Below are 23,049 nucleotides of genomic sequence, written 5' to 3' on the forward strand. Positions count from 1 at the left end.
TACAGATCTTGGCAGGAAATTACCGGGACCAAGGCCTTCTCTCCTGACGTCTTCAGCCTCAAGAGCCGATAACGCAACAGGCCCCTTGTGGGAGAAGGTGGCGCGCGCAGCGCGACGGATGAGGGGTATCTCTCCGCACGATTCAATCGTGAGAGGTTTGCTCGCGGAGAGATACCCCTCACCCGTCTCGCCGCTACGCGGCGAGCCCCCCTCCCCCACAAGGGGGGAGGGAAAGAGCAACCTTAGAAACACGTCGTCCGTTCGGCGGCGATGTAGCCGAACAACAGGCCCGCGCCGAACAGCAGCACGAGGGCTGCGGCGCCGAATTCGATGCCGCGCATGAACAGCGCGCCGCCGCCGTCGCGCCCCGCGCTGAGGCGGGCGGCGATGTCCTTGGCGGAGACGGCGACGACGGCGATGGCCGCGACCGTAATGGCGGTGCCGAGCCCCATCAGCAAGGTCGCGGCGATGCCGGCCCAGAACAGGCCCTGCGCAAGCGCGAACACCAGCACCAGGATCGCACCCGAGCAGGGCCGGATGCCGACGGTCAGGATCGCAGCAAACCCGCGCCGCCAGCCGCCGGGACCGGCGAGCTCACTCGGCGTGGGGCCGTGGGAATGGCCGCAATGCTCGTCATGGACGTGGTCGTGCCCATGGTGGTGATGGGCGTGGGCGTGACCATGGTCGTGATGATGGTGATCATGACCGTGATCGTGGTCGTGATGATCATGGGCGTCATGATGATGGTGATGGCCGTGATCATGATGCTCATGCGGCACGCCGGCGATGGCCGGCACCGGCTGGACCGCCTGGAGCGCGCGGATGAAGGTGCGGCCCTTGACCCAGACCAGGCGCAGGCCGAACAGCGCGATCAGGCCGTAGCTTGCGATCTCGATCGCGCCTTCCGCCTTGCACATGGTCTTGGCGGTGGCGTTCAGCACCCAGGCCGAGATGCCGACGATCAGGATCGCCACCAGCGACTGCATCAGCGCCGAGGCAAACGACAGCGCGATACCGCGCCGCGCGGTCTCGCGGTTGGCGACGAGATAAGAGGCGATCACCGCCTTGCCGTGGCCGGGGCCGGCGGCGTGGAAGATGCCGTAGGCAAAGGAGATGAAGAGCAGCGTCCACACCGCCGAGCCGTCGGACTTGGCGGCGCGGATGGTCGCCGACATCTGGCGATAGAATTCCGACTGCTTGGCCAACAGCCAGCCGATGACGCCGCTGGCCTCGGGCTCGGCCGCCTGCGCCGGCCGTGGTGCGCCGAACGGATTTTGCGCGAGGAGATCGCGAAGCGCGGCGTCCGCCACGCTCACAACAACGAGCACGGCCGCACAGGCCAGAAGCCCGCGCACAAGCGGGGAACGAAGACGACCGATCAAGGGCAATCCACCGTGATCTTGTTGGCGAACATCATGCCGAAATTCGAGTTCTCACCGTTCAGGAAGGTCTGCTCGTTGAGCTTCTGCGCGGTGGCGGAGCCGTCGCTGGGCCGATCGAGCTTCATCTGGCAGCCGGCGGGCGCGCCGACCAGCTTGACCGGGTTGTCCTTGGCCATCTGGAAGTCGATGAAATAGGAGCGGTCGAACACTTCGAGCACCAGCTGCTTGGGCTTGACCGGGTTCTTCAGCGGCAGCGTGAAGTGCAGGGTCAGCACGGTATCTTTGTAGTCGAGGAAGTAGTCGACCGGCTCGTTAAAACGCTCCTTCTTGCCGTCGGCTCGCGCGAAGGTGAAGTAGGCGTATTCCTTCAGCGACTCGACATTGGTCTGCGCCAGCGGCCCCAGCTCTTCACGGGTGTAGGCGCCCTTGGTCTTGCTCTCGAGCCCCTGCAGCGCATAGGCCGAGAACATGTCATCGAAGGTCCAGGCGTGGCGGACACCGGTAATGCTGCCGTCGGCGGCGTAGAGCAGCTCGCTGGTCGCGGTGATCCAGACATGTGGATGCGCGCTTGCCGCGCCCGCTGCGAACGTCATCGCAGCGGCGAGCAACAGGCCGAACAGGGCACGCATGCCCATCAGGCCGCCTTCGCGCCATCGAGCAGGCCGCGCCGGCGCAGCAGCGCGTCGGGCTCCGGCGGACGGCCGCGGAAGGCTTCATAGGCGGCTTCGGGATCGACCGATCCGCCCGAGGAGTAGATGTCGTCGTGCAGGCGTTTTGCCACCGCCGGGTCGAAGATGTCGCCGGCCTCCTCGAAGGCGCCGAAGGCGTCGGCGTCCATCACCTCCGACCACATGTAGCTGTAGTAACCGGATGCATAGTGGTCGCCGGAGAAGATGTGGCCGAACTGGGTCGGCCGGTGGCGTAGCGAGATCTCCTCGGGCATGCCGATCTTCTCCAGTTCCCTCTTCTCGAAGGCGCGGACATCCTGCGCGGCAGAAGCCGGCTGGGTGTGGAATTCCAGATCGACCAGCGCCGAGGAGACGAACTCGACCGTGGCAAAGCCCTGGTTGAACTTTCGCGCGGCGAGGAAGCGCTGGAGCAGATCGTCCGGCAGCGGCTCGCCGGTCTGGTAGTGGCGGGCGAACTGCTGCAGCACCTCGGGCCGCTCCTGCCAGTGCTCGTAGAGCTGGGACGGCAGCTCGACGAAGTCGGTGAACACCGCGGTGCCCGAGAGTGACGGATAGGTCACATTGGAGAGCATGCCGTGCAGGCCGTGGCCGAACTCGTGGAACAGGGTACGGGCATCGTCGGGCGAGAGCAGCGAGGGCTCGCCGTTCGCGCCCTTGGCGAAGTTGCAGACATTGATGACGAGCGGCGCGATCTCGCCGTCGAGCTTCTGCTGGTCGCGCAGCGAGGTCATCCAGGCGCCGGAGCGCTTCGACGGCCGGGCGTAGTAGTCGCCGTAGAACAGCGCCTTGTGCTTGCCGTCCGGCCCCTTCACCTCCCAGACCCGGACATCAGGGTGCCAGGCCGGTACGTCCTTGCGCTCCTCGAAGGTGATGCCGAACAGGCGCGTGGCACAGTCGAAGGCGGCGGCGATCATGTGATCGAGCGTGAGATATGGCTTGATCGCGGCGTCGTCGAAATTGGCGCGCTGGAGGCGGAGTTTTTCGGCATAGAAACGCCAGTCCCAGGGCGCGAGCTTGAAATTGGCGCCCTCTTCCGTGATCAGCGCCTGCATCTCGTCGCGGTCGGCGAGCGCGCGCGCCCGCGCCGGCTTCCAGACCCGCTCCAGCAGGCCGCGCACCGCATCCGGCGTCTTGGCCATGGAATCCTCGAGCCGGTAGGCGGCGAAGGTCGGATAGCCCAGGAGCTTGGCGCTCTCCTCGCGCAGCTTCAGGATCTCGACGATGGTGTCGTTGTTGTCGTTGGTATTGCCGTTGTCGCCACGCGCCGTGAAGGCCTTGTAGACCTTCTCGCGCAGGTCACGGCGGGCCGAGCTCTTCAGGAACGGCTCGGTCGAGGAGCGCGACAGCGTCACGATGGCCTTGCCGTCCATGCCGCGCTCTTCCGCCGCAGCCTTGGCGGCGGCGACGAAGCTCTCCGGCAGGCCCTGGCGGTCGGCCTCCCCCAGCTCCATGAACCACTCCTGCTCGTCGCCGAGCAGGTGGTGGCTGAAGCTGGTGCCGAGTTGGGCGAGCTTCTCGTTGATCTCCGCCATCCGCGCCTTGGCCTCTTCGGAGAGGCCGGCACCGGAACGGTGGAAGCGGGTGTAGGTGCGCTCCAGCAGCCGGAGCTGCTCGGGCGAAAGACCAAGACTGGCGCGGTTCTCGTGCAGATGGGCGATGCGACCAAACAGCACGGCGTTCATCATGATCGGATTCCAGTGCCGCGCCATCCGCAAGGAGACCTCCTTGTCGATCTCCAGGATGGCCGGGTTGGAATGCGCCGAGACGAGGTCGTAGAAGACCGCGGCGACCTTGGTGAGGAGCTTGCCGGAGCGCTCCAGCGCCGTGATGGTGTTGGCGAAGTCGGCGGCCGCGGGATCGTTGGTGATCGCCGCGATCTCGGCGGAGTGATCGGCGAAGGCCTGCTCGAAGCCCGGGAGGAAGTGCTCAGGCTTGAGCTCGTCGAAGGGCGGTGTCGCAAACGGCGTCACCCAGGCCTTCAGCAGCGGGTTGGTCTCGGGGTCCGTGGTTTGGCGGGGGTCTGACATCGCAAGTCCCGGTTTTTGTGGCTCGATTGTTGGGGTCAGGTATAGCACGCGATGGGGCTTTTTTGGGCCATTTGCCCTTGCTCCCGGGCGCCTTTTCGGGGAGATTGCGGCCCTCGAAGCCACGGACCCCAAAGCTCATGAACGCGCCTGCCTCCTCTTCCCGTCAGATCGTCTGGCCGAGCGTCATCACTGTCATCAGCGCCGCCATCCTGATCGGCGCCGAGGTGTTCGGCGCCGCGTTCGCCGGTGGCTGGGCGCTCGCGATCCTGTTCGGGCTCGGCGATCAGGGCACGCACATCCTCCAGGCCGTGCTGTTCGCGCTCGGCGTGCTCGTGATGACCGCGTTCATCCGCGCGGCTCAGCGCGTCGAGCCGTTCACGAAGCGCCGCTGACGCTTCCTCGCGCGCGCGAGACGCGCGCACGACGCAGAAAACTTAACGCGCGTTCATCTTCCGCGTCGCTCGCGCAACACCGCGCAAGCAGATGTTAGGCAATTCTGTCCGCAGCCTAAAAAAATTCTTGCGAACCAGAGTCAAAACGCTTATGTGCGGACTTGCCCAATTTCGCACGTGCCTGTGGTCGTGTGTCAGTCGGTAGGTATCCGGACAAGAGGCCGGACAGCCGCCAAGGGGTGAAGAAGCCGAGGGGCTCTTCGGAAGTGCGGAAGTCGAAAGACCGAAAGGTCGGACGAGGAAGCAAACCCGGAGCGTCCAGCATCTCTCTCAAAGAGATGCCATGTCGAAGGTGACTTCACTTTTTGCAACCGTGACTGGCAGCCGGAGGCGAACCGGCGCACCCCGCTCTCAACGGGGGACGCGACTTAAAGCAACGACGGATCGGGCTTTTTTGGTCTCTACCGGCATTCCAACGCCGGCGCGGGCTACTGAAAAGGCTTGTCCTTCATTGCCAGGTGTGCGGGCGGGAAAACTCCCAACCAATCCACGGCAGCACAGTCTGATGTGAGTCTTTGGCTCGTCACGCCTCCATCGCGTGATCTGGCCGGAGCGCTCTTATCCGACGACATTTTTTGAACGGATCCCCGTCGCTGGGCCGTTTGGGAGAGTGCTATGACCGAACGTATTCAGGAATTCCTGCGCAACCGCCGCAGCGAGGGCCGGGACACCGAGCCTTGCCTCGTGGTCGATCTCGAAGTCGTGCGCGACAATTACCAGACCTTCGCCAAGGCGCTGCCCGACAGCCGCGTGTTCTACGCCGTCAAGGCGAACCCGGCGCCGGAAGTGCTGGCGCTGCTGGCCTCCATGGGCTCCTGCTTCGACACCGCAACCGTCGCCGAGATCGAGATGGCGCTGGCCGCAGGTGCGACGCCCGACCGCATCTCCTTCGGCAACACGATCAAGAAGGAGCGCGACATCGCGCGCGCCTTCGCGCTCGGCATCCGGCTGTTCGCAGTCGACTGCGCCGCCGAGGTCGAGAAGGTCTCCCGTGCCGCTCCCGGTGCAAAGGTGTTCTGCCGCATCCTCTATGACTGTGCCGGCGCCGAATGGCCGCTGTCGCGCAAGTTCGGCTGCGACCCGGAAATGGCCGTCGACGTGCTCGACGTCGCCAAGCGCCTGGGCCTGGAGCCGTGCGGCATCTCCTTCCATGTCGGCTCGCAGCAGCGCAAGGTGAAGGCGTGGGACCGTGCGCTGGCGATGGCCTCGCAGGTGTTCCGCGACTGCGCCGAGCGCGGCATCAACCTGACCATGGTCAACATGGGCGGCGGCTTCCCGACCAAGTACCTGAAGGACGTGCCGCCGGTCGTGACCTACGGCCGCTCGATCTTCCGCGCGCTGCGCAAGCACTTCGGCAACCAGATTCCGGAGACCATCATCGAGCCGGGCCGCGGCATGGTGGGTAACGCCGGCATCATCGAATCCGAGGTCGTGCTCATCTCGAAGAAGAGCGACGAGGACGAGGTGCGCTGGGTCTATCTCGACATCGGCAAGTTCGGCGGTCTCGCCGAGACGATGGACGAGTCGATCCGCTACGCCATCCGCACCCCGCATGACGGCGCGGACATGACGCCGTGCGTGCTCGCGGGCCCGACCTGCGACAGCGCCGACGTGCTGTACGAGAAGAGCCCGTATCCGCTCCCCGTCACGCTCGAGATCGGCGACAAGCTGCTGATCGAAGGCACCGGGGCGTATACGTCGACCTACTCGGCGGTGGCGTTCAACGGCATCCCGCCGCTGAAGACGTACCACATCTGATTTGCCACATCTGATCCGCCTCTCGTTCTGAGGCCTGACGAACCCGGGAGCCGGTCCGCCGGCTCCTTTCCTGACATTGCCATTCTGACGACGTCTTGAGCCGGCGTGCTTCTCGCACGCGGGTTCAAGCGGGGACTGACGCGCCATGACTGCTTTTCGGAAGCCACAAGTCGCCCTCACTTCGAAAGCCGCTCCGTTCGCGATCCGTGCGGAACGTGCTGCCGACGTCGCCGCCCGTGAAGCGCTGCTGGATGCCTGCTTTGGCGAGAACCGCCATGACCGCACCTGCCAGCGCCTGCGCGACGGACGTGCACCTGCCGCAGGCCTTGCCCTGTCGGCTGTGCGCGAGGGGACACTCGTGGGAACCGTGCGGCTGTGGCACGTCAGCGCCGGAGGCAGGCCCGCCCTGGTCCTCGGACCGCTGGCGGTGGACCCTGCCTTCCGCGAGCTCGGGATCGGCGCCGCGCTGATGCAACAAGCGCTGGCCGCCGCCCGGGCGCGCGGGCATGCCGCCGTGATCCTGCTCGGCGATGCCCCCTATTACGCCCGCTTCGGCTTCTCGCCCGCCTGGCGATCGAATTCCTACCCGGTGCGCTGGATGGCGTTGAGGGGATGATCGTCCCGACCGGCGCGGCCCTGCCCAAACGGAGGGTAGTTCGCGCCCTCCAGGCGCACGCGGCCTAAGGGATCGCCATGATGGCGACGACTTAAGCCGCGCTCCGCGGCGATGCCTGCGCGTGCCCGTTCCTTTAGGGTTGCGCGGGCCTGAGAAACGCCCTTTAACCCGCCAACCCCCCCCCTTCAGTCGAGGCCCACGACCATGTCCCGTCGCCTGATCTCCACCGGCTCTCCCCTCGAGAAGACCGTCGGCTACAGCCGCGCCGTGATCGACGGTGAGTTCGCCTTCGTCGCCGGAACCACCGGCTATGACTACGCGACGATGACGATGCCGGCCGATGTCACGAGCCAGTCACGCAACTGCTTCAAGACCATCGAAGCCGCCCTGAAGGAGGGCGGATTCGAGATGGCCGATATCGTCCGTGCGACCTACTACGTCACCGACGCCAGCTACATCGACGCCCACTTCGCCGTCTGCGGCGAGGTTCTCGGTGACATCAGACCTGCTGCGACGCTGCTGGTCGTCAGCGCCCTCGCCAAGCCCGAGATGAAGGTCGAGATCGAAGTCACCGCCAAGCGCCGCAGCGTCTGACAAGCGCCGCAGCGCCTGATCCACCCCTCACCCTTTAGTTTGCCAGCACGTTCCGGAGAAACCATCCCATGAGCCACCCCTCGCAGATCTACGCGAAGATCACTGGTCCCATCGTCATGGTCGGCTTCGGCTCCATCGGCAAGGGCACGCTGCCGATGATCGAGCGGCATCTCGATTACGACAAGTCGCGCGTCACCGTGATCGATCCCAAGGACGAGGGCCGCAAGGCGCATTGCGAGAAGCAGAACGTCCGCTTCATCCAGAAGGCCGTGACCCGGGACAATTACCGCGAGTTGCTGACCCCGCTGCTCACCGAAGGCGGCGGCCAGGGCTTTTGCGTCAATCTCTCGGTCGACACCGGCTCCACCGACATCATGGAGCTCTGCAACGAGCTCGGCGCGCTCTACATCGATACCGTCAACGAGCCCTGGCTCGGCTTGTATTTCGACGCGTCGAAGGGCCCGGAAGCGCGCTCCAACTACGCGCTTCGCGAAGTGACGCTGGCCGCCAAGAAGGCGCGCCCGGCGGGCTCGACGACGGCCGTCTCCTGCTGCGGCGCCAATCCCGGCATGGTCTCCTTTTTCGTCAAGCAGGCGCTGCTCAATGTCGCCGCCGATCTGAAGCTCAATGCCCCCAAGCCGAAGACCAAGGCCGAATGGGCCGACTTGATGCGGCAGGCCGGTATCAAGGGCATCCACATCGCCGAACGCGACACCCAGCGCTCCAAGACGCCGAAAGAGCCTGACGTCTTCGTCAACACCTGGTCGGTGGAAGGCTTCCTGTCCGAAGGCGTGCAGCCGTCCGAACTCGGTTGGGGCACCCATGAAAGGTGGATGCCCGAGAATGCGCATACCCACGAAGCCGGCTGCGGCGCGGCCATCTATCTGATGCAGCCCGGCGCCAACACGCGCGTGCGCACCTGGTGCCCGACCCGCGGCGCACAGTATGGCTTCCTCGTCACCCACAACGAGTCGATCTCGATCTCCGATTACTTCACGGTGCGCGACGCATCGGGCACGGCGGTCTATCGGCCGACTTGCCACTATGCCTATCATCCGGCCGACGATGCCGTGCTGTCGCTGCATGAAATGTTCGGCCGCGCCGCGAAGATGCAGGAGAAGCACCATATCCTCGATGAGAACGAAATCGTCGACGGCATCGACGAACTCGGCGTGCTGCTGTTCGGCCATGACAACAATGCCTATTGGTACGGTTCGCAGCTCTCCATCGAAGAGACCCGCAAGCTCGCGCCCTACCAGAACGCCACCGGCCTGCAGGTGACCTCCGCCGTGCTCGGCGGCATGGTGTGGGCGCTGGAAAACCCGAACGAAGGCATCGTCGAAGCCGACGAGATGGATTTCGATCGTCTGCTGGAAATCCAGCTGCCGTATCTCGGCCCGGTGAAAGGTTTCTACACCGACTGGACGCCGCTGACGGATCGTCCGGGACTGTTCCCCGAAGATATCGACACCAGCGATCCCTGGCAGTTCCGGAATGTCCTGGTGCGCTGATCGCTCAACGGACTCGAACGATCAAAATGCCCGGCTTCGTGCCGGGCATTGTCGTTTCGCGACCTATTTCGCCAGATAGTCGAACGCGACGCTGCCGAGCCCCAGCGTCAAATCCGCTTTGAAATGCAGCGCCGAGACCACCTCGCGCACCGGCAGACGGGCGACGTCGCAGAGCGCGTGAGGAAACAGGCCGAGCGCGGCGGGACCGGTCCAGGCTTCCTTCAGCGTGATGTCCTCGAGATGGAAGCGCACCAGCTCGCAGATCCGAGGGGAACCGTCGACATGCGGGATGATCTTCAGGATGAAGTTCGGCGCCTTCATCGACTGCAGCACCACGTCAAGGTCGACCTTGCGGTGCTTGTAGCCCATCGTCGCGGAGGCGCAGAGCACCGAGCCGTAATGCAGCGAGCCGACCAGCACGTCGCTCTCGACCTCGATCTTCGGCCGCGCCAGCTTCTTCGGAAAGCCCCACAACTCGCGACCGCCGGCGATCGGTCCCTCGTCGTCCAGATACATCGCGTGGGTGTAGGCCCCCTCCTCGCCCTTGAGGCGGACCGGGATCACCTGCCCGGTTTCGGTGTAGTCGCCGAATCCGGTCGAGTCGGGCATGCGGATGAATTCGTATTTCACCACCGGCTCCGCCACCTCGAGCGGCTCGGGCACGATGGCGGCGAGGGCTTCGGGATCGGTCCTGTAGGTGATGACGAAATACTCGCGGTCGAAGAAGCGATATGGCCCCGGCGGGAATGACGGGTTGGTGAGCGGCATCGAATAGGCGGTGCGGCGGACGTCTTCGATCTTCATGGGAGGCCCCATCTGTCGTTGGCGTGACAGATTATGGAACGGGCCGGCTGCCGAGGCGAGATCAAATGCGCGTCACAATACGCCGACCGCCGGGCTACTTCTCCTTGATCGGCGGCGCGATCTTCTCCGCGGGCGCTGCCGGCAGTGCCGGCTTGGTCGCCGCACCCTGCGTCTGCGGGTCGGGGCGCGCGGGCTCGGGGGCCGGCGTGGTCGGACGGTCGCCGCCGGGCTTGGCTTGCGCGGGCGTCTTGTCCTGATCGTTGGACGGCGTGCCTTGGAGCGGTTGCGTCGCCTGCGCCGTCTGCATCCGGCTCTCGGCGCGGATTTCCGCCAGCGATAGGCCTGAGACCACGACACCTGCCGCGAACAGCGAGCAGGCGATCACCAGGTCGAGCTTCAGTCTGCGCTTGTCATTTGGGCCGGGCATGTCGATCACCGCCTTTGTCCGCGGGATCAACGAACTTGCCCGACTGCGGTTCCGTGGTGGACGAGGCGGGAACCGTGCCGTCGCGTGCTAAAACGCCGCGCTCAGTCCGAGGTGCTGACTTCCCAGGTGGCGTGGCGCACGCCCGGCAGGTGCTGCAGATCGGTCGCCACCGCGTTCAGCTCGTTCGGATCGACTGCGGTCGCAACCAGCTTTGCGACAATCTCGATCAGGTCATCCCCAGTCTCAACCACGTCGATATCGGCCACCGGATATTTCGCGGCCTCCAGCTTGTCGACGAGACGGTCGCGCATGTCGGGCAGGGCGTCGGCCGCGACGGCGAGCTTGAAATAGTAGGTCGCCTCCGAGGTCTTCTCGTTCAGCGGAATGCGGTTGATGGCGTTGACCAGCGGGCGCAGCATGGTGTTGCCGGCGATGACGAACACGGTCAGCGCAGCCGCCTGCGCGACCATGTCGGCGCCGGCACAGGAGCCGACGGCGGCGGAGGCCCACAGCGTCGCCGCGGTGTTGAGCCCGCGGACGTCCATGCCCTGCTTCATGATGACACCGGCGCCGAGGAAGCCGATGCCTGATACGACATAGGAGATCACGCGGACCGCGCCGTCGGCGCCGGTCAGATGCATCGCGAGATCGACGAAGGCGGCGGCACCGACCGCGACCAGCACGTTGGTGCGCAGACCGGCGGTGCGCTGGCGGTACTGCCGCTCGGCGCCGATCAGCGTGCCCAGCACGAAGGCCGTGAACAGGCTGACCAGCGTATCCGCGAAGTCAGCAATCTGGAATGTCGTCAAAAACCGCATGGTCCCTCGCACGGGTTGGCAAACGATCTATGCGAGAGTGCCGACGAGGTCAATTTGAACGGGCACCGGCTGTGGAAGCCGATGCCCGGTCGTCTTGTTTTCTCTGCCTTAGTGAGCGGCCGCGAGCAACGCCTGCTGGGGCGGCGTATAGCTCAGCACTGTGCCGCCATTGCCGTCGGCCGAGAGCGCGAAGGACGAGGCCGAGTATTGCGCGAGCAGAGCCCAGGAGTAGCTCTGGCCGCCGTCGGTCGTGACCGTCAGATTGTTCGCGCCGTCGACATCGAGGCTGGAGATCACGGTGTTGCGGAAGTCGATGGTGTCATCGGCGCCAAAATTGGCGATCGAGCCGGTCAGGCCTGTCGGCGCGTCCAGCACCAGCGTTGCGCCGCCGGAGCCGCCGAAATCGACGTTCTGGGCGAGGCCGCCCGCATAGACATGCTCGCTGCCGCCGTCGAGATGCGAGTTCGAGGCGAGGCCGCCCGCCCCCACTTCCTGCTCGCCACCACCGCTGACGGTTGCGCCGGTCGCAGCACCTGCGACGAACTGATAGCCGCCGTTGATCGTCGCGCTGCCGTCGGTCGCGCCGGCGTCCACATATTGGAAGCCGCCGGTTGCGATCGTCGTGCCCGTTGTCGCGCCACCGGAGCCGACATATTGCCGCCCGCCGGCATTGATGACGGTGCCGGCCGCGTGGCCATTGCCGAGCACCTGCTGATTGCCGTCGAGCACGGTGTCGGTGACGGTCCCTTGGTAGACGTCCTGATAGCCGCCCGCCGCGACCGTCGTTCCGGCGGCGCTACCGCCCTGATAGACGTGCTGGGAGCCGCCACTCGCGACGAGGACGCCGTTCGCCGTGCCGTAGTCGTATTGATTGCCGCCGGCGCCCACCGTCGTGCCCGTCGCCGTTCCGCTCAGATATTGCGTTCCGCCGTCGATCGTCGAGTTGACGTCGCGGCCGCCGGCGGCAACGGACTGCTGTCCGCCAGCCTTGATCGTGGTGTGGGCCGAGGTGCCGTTGGCGTAGACCTGCCCGAAACCGTACAACAGGGTATCTGTCGCACGCCCGCCGGCGCGGATGTCCTGATAGCCGCCGGCTTCGATCGTCGCGCCGGTCGTGCCGGTGCCAAAAATATGCTGCTGGCCGCCGTTCTTGACCACCGATCCGGTCGAGATGCCGTAATCTTCTTCGATTCCGTTGCGCAAGACGGTCGCCCCGACCGACGTGCCGCGGACGACAAGGCTCGGGTTGAAGGACGAGGTGGACGCCGCGACGATGGTGCCCTGCAGTGAAGCGCCGCTCGCGATCGTGTAGCCAAAGGCGAGAGGGATCGATTGCGACACACCGTCATTGCCGGCTGCGTCGCGCAGACGGGCCGTCACGTAGGAAAGTCCGGTTGCCGGAAACAGATTGTCGAGCCGCCAGGTGCCATCGGCAGCGCTGGTGACCGCGTAATCCGTCGGACCAAACGACAAGGTGATCGCGGAGGCCGCATCGGCTACGTCGAGCGTACCCCGGACGGTGATCGAAAAAGGCGTTGCAGCGGAATTTTCGATGCTTGTGATCGCGAGGACGGGGGCGGTCGTATCAACCTTGAAGGTGAACACTGGCCCGGGATTGCTGTGGTTGCCCAGGGCATCCGTGGCCGTCGCAGCATGGCTGTAGGTCGAACCGTCCTGGAGGCCGGACACGCCGAGGCTCCAGCTGCCGTCGCGGCCAACCGTGGTGACGCCAACGACGGAATTGTCGCCGGCATTCGTGACCGTGACAGTGTCTCCCGCATTGCCCCTGCCGGACAGGGTCGTCGTCCCGCCGTGGAAATGCGCCGCGTTGATGTAGTAGCTGCCGTCGGCCCCCGGCGTCACGTCCGCGTCGACAATGGTCAGAGCCGGCGGCGTGCGATTGATCGTATATTGCGTGGTGGTCGAATTCGGCGCGGTGAGGAGGACATCCTCGCCGGTCGAGGAGTTGCTCGTTGACCACTCCACCACGACGTCGGCTTTTCCGTCTCCATTGAGGTCACCGACGGTGATTCCGTTGGCGCCCGAAGCGAGCGGCAACGTCACCGCCGGACCGAACGTGCCGTCACCGCGACTGTAGAAGGTCGAAAGCGTGTTGTTGCTGGTCGCGACCACGGCGAGGTCCGTTTTGCCGTCGCCATTGAAGTCCGCGGCCGCCAAGTTCCAGATGGGCGCCGGTGTCAGGAAGGTCTGTGGCGATGCAAAAGTGCCGTCGCCGTTGCCGAGCAGTAGCGACGTGCCAATGTTGTTCGACATGATCACGTCGGCCTTGCCGTCGCCATTGAAGTCGGCAAACGCCCTGATATTGCCGCCAGTGCTGCCACCCGTCGCATACTTCGTCGCCGCCGCGAACGTGCCGTTGCCATTGCCCAGCCTGACGTCCAGGGTCCCGGTGAAGATGTTGCCCATCAGGACGTCCAGCTTGCCGTCGCCGTTGACGTCGCCGAGTCGAATCGACGATTCCAGCTCCGAAGCTCCGGTCAGCGAGGTTTGCGTGAACTGGCCCGTGCCGTCATTGGTCCTGACATCGAGAAAGTATGCGGAAGCGCTGACGGTTCGGACATAGACCATATCCTGCTTGCCATCGCCGTTGACGTCACCGACCGCCGCCGTGTTGATGATGCTGAAGCGCGGGCCGCTCATCTGCGTTTCGGACTGGAACGGCCCGACATAATAGCCGCTGGAATCGTGCACATTGGTGCCGGTCAGTTGCAGCCCCAGCGAACCGCTGCCCGAGCCGGTGTTGACCGTGACCGTGTAGCTCGCGCCGTTGCTGCCGGTCACCGGCGTGATGTCCGTGATGCCAGCGCCGTTGATGCTCCCCGTCGCGGCGAGGGTGAACTGATCGACCGTGACGCCGGACACCGGCTTCGAAAAGGTGACGGTGTAGTGCACGACGGACGCGTCGGTCGACGACGGATCGGTGCCCGTGATGCTGACGAGCGTCGGAAGAACGGGGATGAGTGGCATGGGGATTCCCTGGCGTGGCGCCTTGATGCGAGGATTCGAATTGCACACCGTCGCCGGACAGGCCGGCGTCAGGCGCAACTGATCGCGCGGCAGCAATTCGAAATTGCATGCCGTGCTCTCTACATCTGCGACCCTACAGGGGCTGCTTGTCGGTTATGTTACATATTAACAAAAAATAACATAACGAGCGAAACCGTGGCGACCAGCGTGTCGAGAAAGTCTGCGAGCTGGAAGCTCGTCAGAAACCGCATAGGCCCTCGCACAATGGACAGACGATCTATGCGAGAGGGGCGCCAAGTTCAATTTGAACGGGCACCGGCCGTGAAAGCCGATGCCCGTCCGTCTTGGTTGTCTTGCCTGGTGCCCCCTCAGTGAGCGGCCGCGAGTTGCGTCTGCTGGGGCGGCACGTAGCTCAGCATCGTTCCGCCGTAGCCGTCGGTGGCGAGCACGAAGGACGAAGCTGCGTACTGCGCCAGCAGCGCCCAGGAGTAGCTCTGGCCGCCGTCGGTCGTGACCGTCAAATTGTTCGCGCTGTCGACATCGACACTGCTGACCACCGTGTTGCGGAAGTCGATGGTGTCGTCAGCGCCGAAATTGGCGATCGCGCCAGACAGGCCCGTCGGCGCGTCGAGCACCAGCGTTGCGCCGTTCGAGCCGCCGAAATCGACGTTCTGGAGCAGGCCCCGGCGTAGACATGCTCGCTGCCGCCGTCGAGATGCGTATTCGCAGCCGTGCCGGTTGCGCCGACATCCTGCTCGCCGCCGCCGCTGACGGTGGCGCCGGTCGCCGTGCCCGCCACGAACTGGTAGCCGCCGCTGATCGCGGCACTGCCGTCGGTGGCGCCGGAGTCCACATACTGGAAGCCGCCGGTCTCGATGGTCGTGGTGGTGGTTGCACCGCCCGAACCGACATATTGCCGCCCGCCGGCATTGATGGTGGTGCCGGTGGCATGGCCGTCCGTGAGCACCTGCTGCTCACCGTCGAGCACGGTGTTGGTGACAGTCCCCTGGGAAACGTCCTGATAGCCGCCCGCGGCAACGGTCGTGCCATCGGCACTGCCGCCCTGATAGACATGCTGGATGCCGCCGCTCTGGACCAGCGCACCGGTTGCCGTCCCGTAGTCGTACTGAACGCCGCCCGCGCCAACGGTCGTGCTCGTCGCCGATCCGACGATGTACTGCCGGCCACCAGCGATGGTCGCACCGCTGTCGGTGGCACCGGCGTCGACATACTGGAAGCCGCCGGTCGCGATGGTCGTATTGGTGGTCGCGCCACCGGAGCCGACATATTGCCGCCCACCGGCATTGATGACGGTGCCGGCAGCCTGGCCACCGGCAAGCACCTGCTGATTGCCGGCGAGCACGGTGTTGGTGGCCATCCCCTGGTAGACGTCCTGATAGCCGCCCGCAGCAACGGTGGTGCCGCTGGCACTGCCGCCTTGATAGACGTGTTGGGAGCCGCCGCTCTGGACCATTGCACCGGTCGCTGTGCCGTAATCGTATTGATTGCCGCCCGAGCCGATCGTGGCATTCGCGCTGCTGCCCGTCACATATTGCGTGCCGAAGACGATCGCATCGTGGTCGGCGCCGGCCGTGCTTTGGGTGCCAAGAGCCTCGATGACGGTGCCGTAGGTGCTGCCGTTGACGTAGACGTTCTGGAGTCCGCCCGACTTGATCGTGGTGTGGATCGCCGTGTTGCCGACCGTTTGCGTGCCATAAAGCACCGTGTCCTTGGCGGTCCCCTGGAAGCTCACGAGCTGAGTGGCGCCAGCCTGCACCAGGGTCCCGGTCGCCGTGCCGTATTCGAGCCCTTGGCTCCCACCATTGTATATCGTTGCCCCGGTCGAGGTCCCGCGGACGATTTCGCCCGCGCCGGAGAGCACGATCGCACCGGTTTCCGCGGCGTTGGAATCCACGGTGAAGAAACTGTTCACAACCACCGCGTTGGTGATCTGCGTGCTGGAGACAAGCGTATAGCCGCCCCTGATGAGCGTATAGGTCGGCGAGGCGCCGACATTGCCTGCGGCATCCGAGAATCTAGCCGCGATCGTCGTCAATCCGAACGGCACCACCTGGCTGTTGAACTGCCACGATCCGGTTGCGCTGGAGACGATCACGTCGGTCCCTCCGACCGTGACGGTCACCTGCGCCGCCACGTCGGTCGTCCCCTGCAGGGTGACCTTCGGGTTTGACACCGACGAGTCGGCCGACAAATTGATGCCCGTGATCCCGAGCGATGCGGTCGCATCGACCGTGAAGGTGAACGCCGGGCCGACGCTGCTGTTGCCGTGGGAGTCGGTCGCAGCCGCGACATAGCTGTAAGTGGTGCCGTCCTGCAGGCCGGACACGCCGAGGCTCCACGTGCCGTTCTGGCCGACCGTGGCCGTGCCGACGACTGCGTGAGTCATGGCGTCGGTGACCGAGATGGTGTCGCCGGCATTGCCGGTGCCGGCCAACGTCGTCGCCCCACCATGGAAATGCGCCGCGTTGATGTAATTGTTGCCGTCGGCGCCGAGGGTGACGTCCCCGTCGGTGATGGTCAGCGCCGGCGACGTCCGCACGATCGTGTACGCCGGTCCCGTCTCGCTGGATGAACCGGTCAGCAGGATATCGGTGCCCGAACTTTGAGTGAAAGGATTGGTGCCGAATTGATATCCGACCAGAACGTCGGCCTTGCCGTCGCCGTTCAGGTCACCGACGCCGATCTGCCCGGCGGTCTTGTCGAGCGGCGAGATCCTCACTTGCCCGAACGTGCCGTCGCCGTGACCGAAGAAGGTCGAGAGCGTGTTGTTGGTTCCGACGACCACGAGATCAGCCACGCCATCGCCGTTGATGTCGGCGACCGCGCCGGATCCGATCGTACCCGCCGCCTGAAGAGTCGTCCCGGACGAGGTGAAAGTACCGTCGCCGTTGCCGAGCAGGATCGAGATTGTGGCGCTGCTGACGGCCGCCATGTCGAGCTTGCCGTCACCGTTGAAATCGCCGGTGAGGACAGATGTCGCCGTCCCGACCGGGGACGACGGAGCCTGGAACGTGCCGTCACCATTGCCGAAGCTCAGCGCTATTGCCAGATTGGTCGAATTCCTCGTCACGAGGTCGAGCTTGCCGTCTCCATTGAAGTCGCCATAGGCGATGGAGCCGACGCCGAGATTCGTGGTGATGGCAGTCCCAAACGTACCGTTGCCATTTCCTGGCAGGACCGTGCTGCCGACGACGATGTCGAGCACGCCATCGCCGGTCACGTCGATCACTTTAGGTGTTTGATAGACGCCGCTGCCGACGGAATAGCTCGTGTTGGCCCCGAACGTGCCGTTACCGTTGCCGAGACGAACAGTCACGGTACCGTCGAGGGTGACCTGTTCGATGTCCAGCTTGCCGTCGCCATTCAGATCGGCAAGCGCCAGCAAGGGCAATAGGCCTGGGCTCGAGGTGTTCGAGGCTGAGGAGAAGTGACCGGTGCCGTCGTTCAGCGCCACGCTGACGTAGCTCGGGTTGACGAAAAAGTTTGTCCCCATCACGACGTCCAGCTTCCCGTCTCCGTTGACGTCGCCGATCGCGAAGGACGTCGGGCTGTTTACGGTCAGCTTCGATTCGGATTGGTACGGTCCGACATAGTAACCATTGGTATCGTGGACGTTGCTTCCCGTGAACTGGAGCGCCACCGAGCCGGAGCCGAATCCGGTATTCACCGTGACCGTATAGCTCGAAAGGTTGCTGCCGGCGACCGGCGTCACGTCGGTGATGCCCGCGCCGCCGATGCTGCCACTCGTTGCAAGGCTGAACTGATCGATCGTGACGCCAAGAACAGGCTTCGAGAAGGTGACGGTGTAGTGCACCGTTCCGGCGTCGGTCTGGGTCGGATCGGTCGCTGTGATGCTGGTGATAGTCGGAAGATCGGGGATGACGGGCATCTGAATTCCCTGCGGTGGCGCGTGTTGATGCGAGAAATCGAATTGCACGCAAACTCCGGAGAGACCGGCGCTGTGCGCAATTGACCGCACGACGGCAATTCGAAATTGCACGTCGCACGCTCTGCATCCGCGACCCTACAGGGGCTGCTTGTCGGTTATGTTACACGATAACAAAATTAACATAGCGGGGAGAGGCTGTGGATAGTCGGTCTCACAGCTCCAGCAATCCGCCGTCGCCGTTCTCGTCGGCGAAGGCCAGCAGCGTGCCCTTGGCGTTCCAGGCAATCGCCGCGACCGGAGGCGTGCCGTTGCGCCGGACCAGGATCTCGGCGCCGTCCTCGAGCCGCACCATCAGCACGGTGCCGTCGCTGTAACCGGCGGCGAGTATGTCGTTCTTGGGATGACACGCGACCACCGACACGCGCGCCTGCAGCGGCGCGAGCATCGCGGGCTCCTTGCCCATCGGGCCGTCCTTGCTGCCGAACGGCCAGATGATGACTGTGTCGGCACCCGAAGTCGCCAACCCTTTGCCGCCCGCGCTCCAGGACATCGAGCGGACGCGGCCGGGATAGCCGGTCATGCGCATGTGCCTGTTGTCGGCAAGCCGCCAGCCGTGCAGCGCCGCCTCGTGCATCGTGGTGACCAGGAACTTGTTGTCGGGGCTGAAGGTGACGCCGAGATGCGAGCCGGCCCAGGGCAGGAATTCGGCTGAGCCTTCCATGTTCGGAAACCACAGCGTGGCGCCGTTGTAATGGGCGATCGCGAGCCGCAGGCCCTTCGGCGCGAAGGCGAGACCGCCGACGGTCGAGGGCACCTCAAGCGACTTCTCCTCGGCCCTGCCGCTCTTGACGGTCGCCTTCTTGCCGGCCGACCAGGCATAGGCACCGTCGGGATGGAGCGCCACCGCGTCGATCCAGCGCCGCTTGGGGTCGGTGGCGAGCAGCGTCACCTCACCCTTGGCGTCGAGCGACACAACCTTACCGTCGTCGCCGCCCATGATGAGGCGCTTGCCGTCGGAGGCGGTCGACAGAATGCCGCCGCTATGGACAGCGACCGTCGTGATCTCGCCCTTGGCGTCGACGAGCGCGACATTCTCCTCGCCGCCGACGAAGGCGGCGCGGGGCCCAAGGAAATACACCGAGGTCACGCCCATGCCGAGCGTAACCGGCTTGACGCGGTCGGTGACGGAGACGATCGAGGCGGAATCGGGGGCCGGCGTAAACTCTTTCATCACGAGACGATGCAGCTCTCAAAACCCTCGCGAATGGCCTTTTCCGGCAATTCGCGGCCGATGAAGACGAGGCGGCTCTCGCGCGGCTCGCCGTCCTTCCACTTCCGCTGGTGGTTGCCCTCCAGCATCATGTGGACGCCCTGGAAGACATAGCGGTCATCATCGTCGTGGAAGGCGAGGATGCCCTTGGAGCGCAGGATCTTGCCGCCCTCCACCTGCACCAGGTTCTGGAGCCAGGGCATGAACACGTTCGGATCGAGCGGCTTGTCGGTCTTGAGCGACAGCGATTGCATGTCCTCGTCGTGATAGTGCTTCAGGCCGTGGCCGTGATCATGGTGGTGATGGTCGTGGCCGTGATGGTGATGATCATGGTCGTGGTCATGATCGTCGGCCTCCAGGAAATCCGGCTCGATGTCGAGGATGCGGTCGAGGTCGAAGGCGCCGCGGTCGAGCACGTCCGCCAGGGCCACCGAGCAGCGCTCGGTGCGATGCAGCTTGGCATAGGGGTTGATGGCGCGGATGCGGGCCTCGACCTCGGCAAGCTCCGGCTTGGTGACGAGATCGGTCTTGTTCAGCACGATGACGTCGGCGAACGCGATCTGGTTCTTGGCCTCGGGCGCGTCCTTGAGCCGGTCGGACAGCCATTTGGCGTCGGCGACCGTGACGACGGCATCGAGCCGCGCGTTCTTCTGCACGTCCTCGTCGACGAAGAAGGTCTGGGCGACCGGCGCCGGATCGGCAAGGCCGGTGGTCTCGACGATAATGGCGTCGAACTTGCCCTTGCGCTTCATCAGGCCGTCCATGATGCGCACGAGGTCGCCGCGCACGGTGCAGCAGATGCACCCGTTGTTCATCTCGAACACTTCCTCATCGGCGCCGATGATGAGGTCGTTGTCGATGCCGATCTCGCCGAATTCGTTGACGATGACGGCGTATTTCTTGCCGTGGTTTTCCGACAGGATGCGGTTCAACAGCGTGGTCTTGCCGGCGCCGAGATAGCCGGTCAGCACGGTCACGGGAATTTTCTGGGACGCTTCAGACATAACAACTCCGGGTCGGGCTTTTCCGCGCGACGCACGGCGGGGTGGCCCCCTGCCCTAGTGGTCAAGCGCGCTGGTCAGGGCCTTTATATTGTGCCTGACCATATCAATGTAAGTGGGTGCGAGCCCCTTTTCGCCGGTCAAACCGTCCGAAATCAGGGTCCCGCCGACCTTGGCCCCGGTCTCGGCCGCGATCCGCCGGATCAGGCGGTCATCACTGATGTTTTCCAGGAACACGGCCGGGATTTTTTGGGCCTTGATCTGGCCGATGATGGCGGCGATGTCCCGCGCGCTGGGCTCGGTCTCCGTGGAGACCCCCAAGGGGGCCACGAACTGGACACCATATTCGGCGGCGAAATAGCCGAAGGCGTCATGGGTGGAGATCACCCTGCGCCGGCCCAGTGGGATTTTCGCCACGGCCTCCCGCACCTCGCGGTCGAGCGCTTCGAGCGTATCCAGATAGGCCTTTGCCCGGGCGCGAAAGAACTCGGCGTCGTCAGGGTCGGCCGCGGCCAGCGCATTGGCGATGTCGCTCACGTAGATCTTGGCGTTCGGGACGGACTGCCAGGCATGCGGATCCGCGGCCGAGCCGAGCTTCAGCGGTGCGATGCCGGCGCTCGCGGTGACCACCTGCGCCTTGCTTCCGGCGGACTGCACCAGACGCGGCAGCCAGCCTTCGAGGCCGAGCCCGTTGACGATCACGAGCTTTGCGTCCGCAATCCGCTTCGCATCGCTTGGCGCGGGCGTGTAGACGTGGACGTCGCTGTCGGGGCCGACCAGCGTCGTGACGTTGACTCGATCGCCGCCAACGTTCCGGACGAAATCGCCGAGGATCGAGAAGCTCGCGACGACATTGAGCCGCTCGGCCGCATGCAGCGGCGAGGCGATCAGCAGGAGCACATAAAGCAGGAGACGCCGCATCGTCACGCTTCCAGATGCCGGCCGGGAAACAGCTGCCGGACGATACCGCCGACGCGGCCGAACAGGACGGAGACGATGTAGAGCACCGTCGCCACCAGAATGATCGCAGGGCCCGACGGCACGCGGGTCTGAAACGACAGCACAAGGCCCGCATAGCCCGAGACCGCGGCAGCGACGACGGCGATGCAGATCATGACGGTGAGATCGCGCGACCAGAACCGGGCAATGCCGGCCGGCAGGATCATCAGGCCCACCGCGAGCAGCGTGCCGAGCGCCTGAAAGCCGTTGACGAGGTTGATCACGACGAGCGCGAGGAAGGCGAGATGCGCGGGGCCGCCGGCGCGGCTGACGGTGCGCAGGAACAGGGGATCGACACTCTCGATCACCAGCGGGCGATAGATCACCGCGAGCACCAGCAGCGTCACCGTGGCGTTGAAGGCGACCACCAGCAGGGTCTGGTCGTCCATCGCGAGGATGTTGCCGAACAGCACGTGCAAGAGGTCGATATTGGTGCCCTTGATCGAGACGATGGTGACGCCCAGCGCCAGCGAGGCCAGATAGAAGGTCGCAAGCGAGGCGTCCTCCTTCAGCCCGGTCGAACGCGCGACCACGCCGGCGAGGATCGCAACCGCAAAGCCTGCGACCAGGCCGCCGGCGGTCATCGCGAACAGATTGAGGCCGGAGAGCAGGAAGCCGACGGCCGCACCGGGCAGGATCGCATGCGCCATGGCGTCGCCGACGAGGCTCATCCGCCGCAGCATCAGGAACACGCCGATCGGCGCGCCCGCCAGCGACAGCGCGATCACGGCGGCAAGCGCGCGCCGCATGAACTCGAATTCGGTGAACGGGCCGATCAGCGCGTCATAGATCATCTGTGATCACGCCGCCCGCGAACGTCCGTCCTCGGCGCAAGCCGTGGCACTGTCGTCAAAAGCCTCGCACATCCGCATCGCGACCAGCAGGTTTTCCGGCGTCAGCACCTCCGCCGTCGGTCCCCAGGCCACGGGCCCGCGCGCCAGCACCAGCGTTTCGGTGAAATGGTTGCGCACCATTTCCATGTCGTGCAACGCGGCGAGCACGGTGCGGCCTTCGCCGTGCCAGTGCTTCACCAGCGCAAGCAGATCGGCCGTGGTCTTGCTGTCGATGGCGTTGAAGGGCTCGTCGAGCACGATCAGGCGCGCGTCCTGGAGCAGCACGCGCGCGAACAAGATGCGCTGCATCTGCCCGCCCGAGAGCGTGCCGATGGGGCGGTTCTCGAAGCCGTTGAGGCCGACGGAGGCGATCGCGCGCAGGATCTTCTCGCGCGCAGCCTTGCCGATGCCACCGAACAGGCCCGCGTCGCGCCACAGCCCGGTGCCGACGAAGTCGAACACCGAGATCGGGAAGCTGCGGTCGATCTCCGCGCTCTGCGGCAGATAGGCGATATCACGGGAATCGAGTCCGCCGAGATGGATGCTGCCGTCGAGCGGCCGGAGGATGCCGACGATGCCGCGCAACAGCGTCGACTTGCCGGCGCCGTTCGGGCCGATCACGGCGACCAGCGCGCCAGCTGCGACCTCGCCGTTGAGATGATGCACGGCCGGGTGACGGTCATAGCCGAGCGTGACGTTGTGAAAGTGCAGTGCCGCCGCCATGGTCACCTCATCGCCAGGAAGACCACGCCCCAGAGCACGGCACAGACGGCAAGCGCGGCCGCGAGCCGGCCGGCCAAGGTCATGCGCAGGATCGACCAGGGCGCGTCCTGGGCCGGATGGGGCGAGGCCGCATCATGGACATGGGCGTGGGTATGGTCGTGGCCATGCGAATGCCCGTGGTCATGAGAATGGTCATGAACGTGGTCGTGCTGATGGGCGTGGGACGCGGCGGGAACCATGTCTAAGA

At 65.1% G+C, this 23,049-nt stretch carries 19 protein-coding genes and 1 pseudogene; 5 read left to right on the forward strand and 15 right to left on the reverse strand.

Features of this window, described 5'->3' with window-relative positions; all coding sequences use genetic code 11:
* Positions 1 to 242 precede the first annotated feature (242 nt).
* Genes OWC48_RS42155 through OWC48_RS42165 form a run of 3 tightly spaced genes read right to left on the reverse strand, consistent with a single transcriptional unit; the run spans position 243 to position 4,098 of the window.
* On the reverse strand, positions 243 to 1,388 hold the full coding sequence (locus OWC48_RS42155) for a nickel/cobalt transporter (protein WP_282525292.1): 1,146 nt from the start codon (positions 1,386 to 1,388) through the stop codon (positions 243 to 245).
* A complete protein-coding gene (locus OWC48_RS42160) occupies positions 1,379 to 2,017 on the reverse strand; it encodes a DUF1007 family protein (protein WP_282525293.1) in 639 nt (212 codons plus the stop codon). The genes OWC48_RS42155 and OWC48_RS42160 overlap by 10 nt, the downstream gene beginning before the upstream one ends.
* Positions 2,017 to 4,098: a M3 family metallopeptidase gene (locus OWC48_RS42165; RefSeq protein ID WP_282525294.1), complete on the reverse strand. Its 2,082-nt coding sequence runs from the start codon at positions 4,096 to 4,098 to the stop codon at positions 2,017 to 2,019. The genes OWC48_RS42160 and OWC48_RS42165 overlap by 1 nt, the downstream gene beginning before the upstream one ends.
* 137 nt (positions 4,099 to 4,235) lie before the next feature.
* Between OWC48_RS42165 and OWC48_RS42170 the strand changes: the two genes are divergently transcribed.
* From OWC48_RS42170 to OWC48_RS42190, 5 genes and pseudogenes are all read left to right on the forward strand, one after another.
* Positions 4,236 to 4,490: a hypothetical protein gene (locus tag OWC48_RS42170; protein ID WP_028157810.1), complete on the forward strand. Its 255-nt coding sequence runs from the start codon at positions 4,236 to 4,238 to the stop codon at positions 4,488 to 4,490.
* A gap of 675 nt (positions 4,491 to 5,165) precedes the next feature.
* A complete protein-coding gene (locus OWC48_RS42175; protein WP_282525295.1) occupies positions 5,166 to 6,308 on the forward strand; it encodes a type III PLP-dependent enzyme in 1,143 nt (380 codons plus the stop codon).
* A 145-nt stretch (positions 6,309 to 6,453) separates the two neighbouring features.
* Positions 6,454 to 6,992, forward strand: a pseudogene (locus OWC48_RS42180) (GNAT family N-acetyltransferase).
* 136 nt (positions 6,993 to 7,128) lie between these two features.
* Positions 7,129 to 7,518 (forward strand): RidA family protein, encoded by a 390-nt coding sequence (locus tag OWC48_RS42185; protein WP_282525296.1) that lies wholly within the window; start codon positions 7,129 to 7,131, stop codon positions 7,516 to 7,518.
* A gap of 68 nt (positions 7,519 to 7,586) precedes the next feature.
* Positions 7,587 to 9,029 (forward strand): homospermidine synthase, encoded by a 1,443-nt coding sequence (locus OWC48_RS42190; RefSeq protein ID WP_282525297.1) that lies wholly within the window; start codon positions 7,587 to 7,589, stop codon positions 9,027 to 9,029.
* Between the two features lie 63 nt (positions 9,030 to 9,092).
* On the opposite strand, the gene OWC48_RS42195 is transcribed toward OWC48_RS42190, so the two are convergent.
* From OWC48_RS42195 to OWC48_RS42250, 12 genes are all read right to left on the reverse strand, one after another.
* Positions 9,093 to 9,833, reverse strand: coding sequence for an acetoacetate decarboxylase (locus OWC48_RS42195; RefSeq protein WP_028148116.1), 741 nt, complete (start codon positions 9,831 to 9,833; stop codon positions 9,093 to 9,095).
* 94 nt (positions 9,834 to 9,927) lie between these two features.
* Positions 9,928 to 10,260 (reverse strand): hypothetical protein, encoded by a 333-nt coding sequence (locus OWC48_RS42200; RefSeq protein WP_282525298.1) that lies wholly within the window; start codon positions 10,258 to 10,260, stop codon positions 9,928 to 9,930.
* Between the two features lie 101 nt (positions 10,261 to 10,361).
* Positions 10,362 to 11,078 (reverse strand): MgtC/SapB family protein, encoded by a 717-nt coding sequence (locus tag OWC48_RS42205; protein ID WP_282525299.1) that lies wholly within the window; start codon positions 11,076 to 11,078, stop codon positions 10,362 to 10,364.
* Positions 11,079 to 11,186: 108 nt separating this feature from the next.
* Positions 11,187 to 14,066, reverse strand: coding sequence for an FG-GAP-like repeat-containing protein (locus OWC48_RS42210; RefSeq protein WP_282525300.1), 2,880 nt, complete (start codon positions 14,064 to 14,066; stop codon positions 11,187 to 11,189).
* A gap of 368 nt (positions 14,067 to 14,434) precedes the next feature.
* The gene (locus tag OWC48_RS42215; protein WP_282525301.1) at positions 14,435 to 14,587 is read right to left on the reverse strand and encodes a hypothetical protein; all 153 of its coding nucleotides are present in this window, start codon (positions 14,585 to 14,587) and stop codon (positions 14,435 to 14,437) included.
* Positions 14,584 to 17,976 (reverse strand): FG-GAP-like repeat-containing protein, encoded by a 3,393-nt coding sequence (locus tag OWC48_RS42220; RefSeq protein ID WP_282525302.1) that lies wholly within the window; start codon positions 17,974 to 17,976, stop codon positions 14,584 to 14,586. Before OWC48_RS42220 ends, OWC48_RS42215 begins: the two co-directional genes overlap by 4 nt.
* 211 nt (positions 17,977 to 18,187) lie before the next feature.
* Entirely contained in the window at positions 18,188 to 19,207 is a 1,020-nt protein-coding gene (locus tag OWC48_RS42225; RefSeq protein WP_282525303.1) for a WD40 repeat domain-containing protein, read from the reverse strand.
* Positions 19,207 to 20,250 carry a GTP-binding protein gene (locus OWC48_RS42230; RefSeq protein ID WP_014491771.1) on the reverse strand — a complete coding sequence of 348 codons (1,044 nt, stop codon included), beginning with the start codon at positions 20,248 to 20,250 and terminating at the stop codon, positions 19,207 to 19,209. Before OWC48_RS42230 ends, OWC48_RS42225 begins: the two co-directional genes overlap by 1 nt.
* A gap of 54 nt (positions 20,251 to 20,304) precedes the next feature.
* A complete protein-coding gene (locus tag OWC48_RS42235; protein WP_282525304.1) occupies positions 20,305 to 21,168 on the reverse strand; it encodes a metal ABC transporter solute-binding protein, Zn/Mn family in 864 nt (287 codons plus the stop codon).
* Between the two features lie 2 nt (positions 21,169 to 21,170).
* Complete coding sequence (locus OWC48_RS42240) at positions 21,171 to 22,040, reverse strand: metal ABC transporter permease (protein WP_282525305.1); 870 nt, start codon at positions 22,038 to 22,040, stop codon at positions 21,171 to 21,173.
* A gap of 6 nt (positions 22,041 to 22,046) precedes the next feature.
* Positions 22,047 to 22,802, reverse strand: coding sequence for a metal ABC transporter ATP-binding protein (locus tag OWC48_RS42245; protein WP_282525306.1), 756 nt, complete (start codon positions 22,800 to 22,802; stop codon positions 22,047 to 22,049).
* 2 nt (positions 22,803 to 22,804) lie between these two features.
* Positions 22,805 to 23,041, reverse strand: coding sequence for a hypothetical protein (locus OWC48_RS42250; RefSeq protein ID WP_282525307.1), 237 nt, complete (start codon positions 23,039 to 23,041; stop codon positions 22,805 to 22,807).
* Positions 23,042 to 23,049: the final 8 nt, after the last annotated feature.

This window comes from Bradyrhizobium sp. Arg816, from assembly GCF_029989365.1.
Classification (GTDB): Bacteria; Pseudomonadota; Alphaproteobacteria; order Rhizobiales; family Xanthobacteraceae; genus Bradyrhizobium.